This window comes from Actinophytocola sp., assembly GCF_049647105.1.
In the GTDB taxonomy this organism is placed as follows: domain Bacteria; phylum Actinomycetota; class Actinomycetes; order Mycobacteriales; family Pseudonocardiaceae; genus Actinophytocola.
On sequence record NZ_JBARWZ010000052.1, the window covers coordinates 24,267 to 30,572 of the forward strand.

Genomic DNA, 6,306 nt, shown 5'->3' on the forward strand with positions numbered 1-6,306 from the left:
AGGCCATTCATGGTCGTCACGCACGCATCGTAGCGTGCACGTACTGGCGACAGAGATTCAGTGTCGGTTGCGCCGCTCAGATGGTGACGGCGATCAGCAGCACCACGTCCAGGACCGCGAGCGCGACGGTGAGCCGGAACGCGAGCGGGCTCCTCGGGGCCAGGACCGCGGCCACGGCGGTGGCCGCGACCAACACGATCCCGGCCGTCACGACCGTCACCGTGTAGCGGACCGAGGCTCCATCGGGTGCGAGGCCGAGCGTGACTGACGCGGTGGCCAGTGCGGCGGCCATGACGAGCACACCGTTGCGCGGGCCGAGACGGTGCGGGAGCCCGCGCACGCCCGTCTCGGCGTCCGCACGCAGATCCGGGAGGACATTGGCGAAGTGCGCCCCGAACCCGAGCAGCGCGCTGACGACCGGCACCCACCACGGTGGCCACGGCTCCCCCGGCGCCGCCGCGTACACGCCGACCGGCAGCGCGGCGAAGGCGAACAGATAGGTGGCACCGGACCAGATCGTGGCCTTGAGACCGAGGTTGTACGCCCAGCCCGCCGCGACGCCGAGCAGCAGCGCGACGCCTGCGAGCCATCCGAGTAGGAGCGACAACACCACCGTGGCCACCGAGGCGGCGACCGCCGCCACCGCGACGGCACGCACCGGGACGCGCCCGGCGGCCGCGGGCTTGTCCACACGGCCGGTGGCACGGTCCCGTGCCGCGTCCACCCAGTCGTTGGACCAGCCGATCGACAACTGGCCGGTGAGCACCGCCGCGCCGAGCAGGACCAGGCCCGGTCCGTCGAGCCCGGCGCCCACCCCCAGGAGCACGGCCACCACCGTCACCGCCATGCTGGGCAAGGGATGGCACGCACCCGCGAGACCACGCAGCAGCCCCGGCCACGTCGCCTTCTTGACCGCCGCGCCGATCATCTGCCGAGTGTAAGCGGAAGCCGTACCGTGGACGTGGTGACGACAATTTCGGCGGTACGCGGGGTGCTTCCGCCGCATCGCTATTCACAGGCACGGCTCACGGACCTGTTCGCACGGCTGTGCCTTCCCGACTCCACCGCGCGTGCGGTGGCCGATCGGTTCCACCGCAGCGCCCGCGTCGGCACGCGACACCTGGCGCTGCCCATCGAACGATACGACGAGCTCGACGGGTTCACCGCGGCGAACGACGCTTTCCTTTCCGTCGCGGTGGATCTCGGCTGCGATGCCGCGCTGGCCGCGCTCGCCGCCGCCGGCCTGCGACCGTCCGATGTGGATCTTGTGGTGTCCACTACGGTCACCGGCATCGTGGTCCCCTCCCTCGACGCGCGGATCGCGGCACGCATCGGCATGCGGCCGGACGTGAAGCGGATCCCGATCATCGGCCTCGGCTGTCTCGCGGGCGCGGCGGGTGTCGCGCGGTTGCACGACTTCCTGCGCGGCTGGCCGACCTCGGTGGCGATGCTGGTGTCGGTCGAGCTCTGCTCGCTCACCGTGCAGCGGCAGGATCCCAGCGCGGCCAACATGATCGCCGCCGGCCTGTTCGGCGACGGCGCGGCCGCGGTCGTCGCCGTCGGCACGGACCACCCGGCCGCGGCATCGGGGCCACAGGTGGTGGACTCGCTGAGCCACCTGTACGCGAACTCCGAGCGCGCCATGGGCTGGGACGTCGGCAGCAGTGGCCTGAAAGTCGTGCTGGGGGCGGAAGTGCCCGACCTGGTACGCACCCACCTCGCCGACGACGTGAAACGCCTGCTGGCCCCGCACGGTCTGGAGATCGGCGACATCGCACGCTGGATCTGCCACCCCGGTGGCCCGAAGGTCATCGAGGCCATCCAGTCGGTACTCGGCCTCGACGAGGACGACCTCGCGATCACGTGGCGTTCCCTGCACGAGATCGGCAACCTGTCCTCCGCGTCCGTGTTGCACGTCTTCGCCGACACGCTCGCGAGCAGACCCGCCTCCCCCGGCGACTGGGGCGTGGTGATGGCGATGGGCCCGGGTTTCTGCGCCGAGCTGGTGTTGCTGCGATGGTGAGCCAGGCGTGGTACTCGGTGCTGGTGGGGCTGGTCGCGGTGGAGCGGCTGGCCGAACTGGTCGTCGCCAAGCGCAACATGGCGTGGAGCCTCGCCCGTGGCGGGCGCGAGACCGGCTTCGGGCACTACCCGTTCATGGTCGTGCTGCACACCGGGCTGCTGGCCGGGTGCCTGCTCGAGGTGTGGCTGGCGGACCGGGATTTCACGTCCGCGCTCGGCTGGCCGATGCTCGTGCTGGTCGTCGCGTCGCAGGCGCTGCGGTGGTGGTGCATCCGGACGCTCGGGCACCAGTGGAACACCCGCATCGTCGTCGTTCCCGGGCTGCCCCGCGTGACCGGCGGCCCCTACCGCCTGTTCCAGCACCCGAACTACGTCGCGGTCGTGGTGGAGGGGTTCGCCCTGCCGCTGGTGCACGACGCGTGGGTGACCGCCATCGTGTTCACCGTGCTGAACGCGGGCCTGCTGACGGTGCGGATCCGCGCGGAGGACGACGCACTGCGGTCCGTGCATGCCTGACCGGATGCACGACGTCGTCGTGGCCGGTGGCGGACCCGCCGGCCTCGCGGTCGCGCTGGGCTGCGCACGAGCGGGCATGGACGTGGTGGTCTGCGAGAGGCGGTCCGGCGTGCTCGACAAGGCCTGCGGGGAAGGGCTGATGCCCGGCGCCGTGGCCGCACTCGCCGCGCTCGGCGTGGACCCGCCGGGACATCCGATCGACGGCATCACCTACCGGCAGGGTGACACGGTCGCGCACGCGCCGTTCCGCAACGGCACCGGACGCGGGGTCCGCCGCACCCAGCTACACGACACGCTGTGCGCGGCGATCGGCCGCGCCGGGGTGCCGGTGCTCGCCGCCGCGGTCACCGACATCACGCAGTACGACGACCACGTGCGGGCGGGCGCCCTGCGGGCGCGCTACCTCGTCGCCGCCGACGGGCTGCACTCCGCGATCCGCGACCTCGTCGGTCTCACCGCCCGGCGCACGACGCCGACGCCGCGGTGGGGCCTGCGCCGCCACTACGCACTCGCCCCGGCCTGCGCCTCGGTGGAAGTGACATGGGCGCGGCGGTCCGAGGCGTACGTGACACCCGTGGCGCCGGACACGATCGGCGTCGCGATCCTGTCGTCGGTGCGGGGCGGTTTCACCGAGCAGCTCGCCGCCTTCCCCGAGCTGGCGGCACGGCTGGCCGGCGCTCGACCGGTCTCCCGGGTCCTCGGCGCCGGGCCGCTGCGGCAGCGGACCACGGGCCGGGTGGCGGGCCGGGTACTGCTCGCCGGGGACGCGGCTGGCTACGTCGACGCGCTCACCGGCGAAGGGCTCGCGCTGTCGCTGACCACCGCGGCCGACCTCGTCCGGTGCCTGCGCGCCGGGCGGCCAGCCGACTACGAACGTGCCTGGATCCGCACGTCGCGACGGTCCCGCTGGTTGACCGAGTCCTTGCTGTGGGCCAGAACCCGGCCCGTGCTCGGGCGGCGGATCGTGCCTGCCGCCGCCCACGCGCCGTGGCTGTTCGCCGCCGCCGTCGACCAGCTCGCACGCTGATGGCGGCGAGCACGGAGTGGGACCTGGTCGTCGTCGGGGCCGGGCCAGCCGGTGCCACGGCCGCGATCGCGGCGTTGCGCGCGAACCCGGCGGCCAGGGTGCTGATGCTGGACGCCGCGGCCTTCCCGCGCGACAAGGTCTGCGGTGACGGCGTCGCACCGCACGCCATGGACGTCCTCGCCGGCCTCGGCGTGGACGTCGCGGCCCTGACGGCCGGTACCGCCCCGGTCCACGATCTGCGGCTGACCTCGCCGCGCGGTGTGACGGCCGCCCGGCGGTTCGCGCGGCCTGCCTCGGTCGTGCCCCGCGCGCTGCTGGACGCGCGGCTCGTGGACGCCGCCAGGAACGCGGGCGCGGAGCTGCGACGGCACCGGGTCCGCACGCTCACCCCGGTCGGCGGCGGGGTCGTCATCGACGGCACCGTCCACGCACGGACGGTCATCGGCGCGGACGGCGCGGAGTCGGTCGTGCGACGGCAGTGCGGCGCCGGGAGCGCCCCGGCGGGCACGACCGCCATCGCGCTGCGCGGGTACACCGGCGCGGACCCGTGGCCCGCCGGGGAACAACGACTCGTCATGACCGCCGCGCACTGGCCCGCGTACGCCTGGGTCTTCCCCGTCGGCGACGGCACCGCGAACGTCGGCTACGGCGAGCTCATCCGCGCCGATCCCCCGCGCCGGGCACAGCTGACCGAACGCCTGCACGAGCTGCTGCCGGACTGCCCGCCGGTGACGCTGCGCGGGCACCGGCTGCCGCTGTCACCCGGCAGGCCCGACGTCGGTCACGGCCGGGTGCTGCTGGCGGGTGACGCGGCGTCGCTGATCAACCCGCTCACCGGCGAGGGCATCTACTACGCGGTCCTGTCCGGTGCACTCGCCGGCGCCGCCGCGATGACAGCGGAACCCGCCGACCGGTACCGGCGAGCGCTGCGCCACCGGCTCGGCAGGCATCTCCGGCACACCGACGCGCTCGCCCGGCTCACGCGCACGCCGTGGCTGGTCGACCTCGCCACCACGGCCGCCCGCGACCATCACCGCGCATTCGCCGACCTCGTCGAGATCGGCCTTGGCGCGGGCACCGTCCGCCCGGCACTCGCCGCGGCGATGCTCACCACGCTCGCACGCCCGCCCAAACGCCGGGAGACCTCGGCCTCATCGACCGCGCGTCCGCGTCCCGGAACGAGCACGCGGAACACCTGAACTTCCTCGCGAAGCCGGCCGAGCTCGCGGCACCAGTGTCCGTCGCGATCCCCGGCGCAGGCCTGGTGATCGACGACGCGGTCACCGTGGTGGACCACCTCGAGTCACCGTCCGCGACGCTCAACGGACCGCAGGAGGCGTTCGTCCGGCTGGTCAGCGGCCGTCTCAAGGCACCGTACGTCAACGGCGTCACCGTCGAGGGCAGCGTCACGCTCGACGACCTGCGCCGGGTGTTCCCCGGCTTCTGACCAGATCAGCGCCACGACGACACAGCACCACATTCCGGGGGACCTGACGGTCGACATCACCCAGCCGCCACGCGTGCGGTAGACCGGTGCACTCACCTCAGCCACCATCGTGACCGCCCTTGGCGGCAAAGAAAGCGTTCCGGCACGCGGGACGATTGCTTGCGTCTCGAACGGACTTCACCGAAGACTCGGGTCCGGATCTCCCTATTGTTTGGAGGATCGGATGTTTCGGACCCTTTTCACTCTACTGGCGGCCGTAGCGGTCGCCGTATTCCTGTTACCGGCCAACGCGTACGCGGCAGGCGCCGACGGGTTCGCCTACGTGGTCAACGGTTCTGACGACACGGTCTCAGTGATCGACGTCGCTACCGGCACCGTCACGGATACCGTCGGTGTCGGCAGCGGGGCGAGCGCGGTGGCGGTCAACGCGGCCGGCACGCTGGTCTATGTCACGAACACGGGAGACAACACCGTGTCGGTCATCGACGCCTCGGACAACTCCATCGCCGACACCATCGGTGTCGGCGACGAGCCGAACGGGGTGGTGGTCAACCCGGCCGGGACCCGGGTCTATGTCACGAACATCTTCGACGACACCGTGACGGTGATCGACACCTCCGACAACAGCATCCTCGACACGATCAACAGCGGCAACAACCCGCTCGACATCGCCATCAACCCGGCCGGCACCCGCGTGTACGTCGCCAACGGCCTGGACGACAACGTCGCGGTCATCAACACCGCCAACAACACGGTCCTCACCACGGTCGCGGTCGGCGTATTCCCGAGCGGGGTGGCCGTCAACCCCGCGGGCACCCGCGTGTACACCACCAATGGTGGCAGTTCCTCCGTGTCGGTGATCGAGACCTCCGGCAACACCGTCATCGACACCATCGGCGTCGGAGTCGGCCCGATTGGTGTGGCGGTCAACCCGGCCGGCACCCGCGCCTACGTCACCAACGCCTTCGACGACACCGTGTCGGTGATCGACACCACGGACAACTCCATCGCCGACACTGTCGGAGTCGGTACCACCCCCGCCCGCGTGGCGGTCAGCCCGGACAACGTGGCCGTCTACGTGGCCAACATCAACAGCGCCGACGTCTCGGTCATCGATCCGGCGACCGACACGGTCATCGACACCATCGGTGTCGGCATCGGCCCCCGCGATGTCGCGTTCGGACCGGCCGAGCCCGAAGCCGACCTCGACATCAACCTCACCGCCGCCACGGTCTTCCTACAGCCCAGCCGAATCGACTACACCGTCACCGCCACCAACGACGGACCCGACGCA

At 72.0% G+C, this 6,306-nt stretch carries 7 protein-coding genes; 6 read left to right on the forward strand and 1 reads right to left on the reverse strand.

What is annotated here, in order from left to right; all coding sequences use genetic code 11:
- Window positions 1–76: 76 nt before the first annotated feature.
- Window positions 77–928 carry a UbiA family prenyltransferase gene (locus WBA97_RS06970; RefSeq protein ID WP_424229873.1) on the reverse strand — a complete coding sequence of 284 codons (852 nt, stop codon included), beginning with the start codon at window positions 926–928 and terminating at the stop codon, window positions 77–79.
- 36 nt (window positions 929–964) lie between these two features.
- Here WBA97_RS06970 and WBA97_RS06975 point away from each other — a divergent pair, with 36 nt between their 5' ends.
- From WBA97_RS06975 to WBA97_RS07000, 6 genes are all read left to right on the forward strand, one after another.
- Window positions 965–2,023, forward strand: coding sequence for a type III polyketide synthase (locus WBA97_RS06975; protein ID WP_424229874.1), 1,059 nt, complete (start codon window positions 965–967; stop codon window positions 2,021–2,023).
- Complete coding sequence (locus tag WBA97_RS06980) at window positions 2,017–2,538, forward strand: isoprenylcysteine carboxyl methyltransferase family protein (RefSeq protein WP_424229875.1); 522 nt, start codon at window positions 2,017–2,019, stop codon at window positions 2,536–2,538. Before WBA97_RS06975 ends, WBA97_RS06980 begins: the two co-directional genes overlap by 7 nt.
- Complete coding sequence (locus tag WBA97_RS06985) at window positions 2,531–3,565, forward strand: NAD(P)/FAD-dependent oxidoreductase (protein WP_424229876.1); 1,035 nt, start codon at window positions 2,531–2,533, stop codon at window positions 3,563–3,565. The genes WBA97_RS06980 and WBA97_RS06985 overlap by 8 nt, the downstream gene beginning before the upstream one ends.
- Window positions 3,565–4,764, forward strand: coding sequence for an NAD(P)/FAD-dependent oxidoreductase (locus tag WBA97_RS06990; RefSeq protein WP_424229877.1), 1,200 nt, complete (start codon window positions 3,565–3,567; stop codon window positions 4,762–4,764). The genes WBA97_RS06985 and WBA97_RS06990 overlap by 1 nt, the downstream gene beginning before the upstream one ends.
- A 35-nt stretch (window positions 4,765–4,799) precedes the next feature.
- On the forward strand, window positions 4,800–5,012 hold the full coding sequence (locus WBA97_RS06995) for a hypothetical protein (protein WP_424229878.1): 213 nt from the start codon (window positions 4,800–4,802) through the stop codon (window positions 5,010–5,012).
- 223 nt (window positions 5,013–5,235) lie between these two features.
- Window positions 5,236–6,306, forward strand: a 1,071-nt coding sequence (locus tag WBA97_RS07000; RefSeq protein ID WP_424229879.1) for a beta-propeller fold lactonase family protein, incomplete at its 3' end; no start/stop codon positions are given.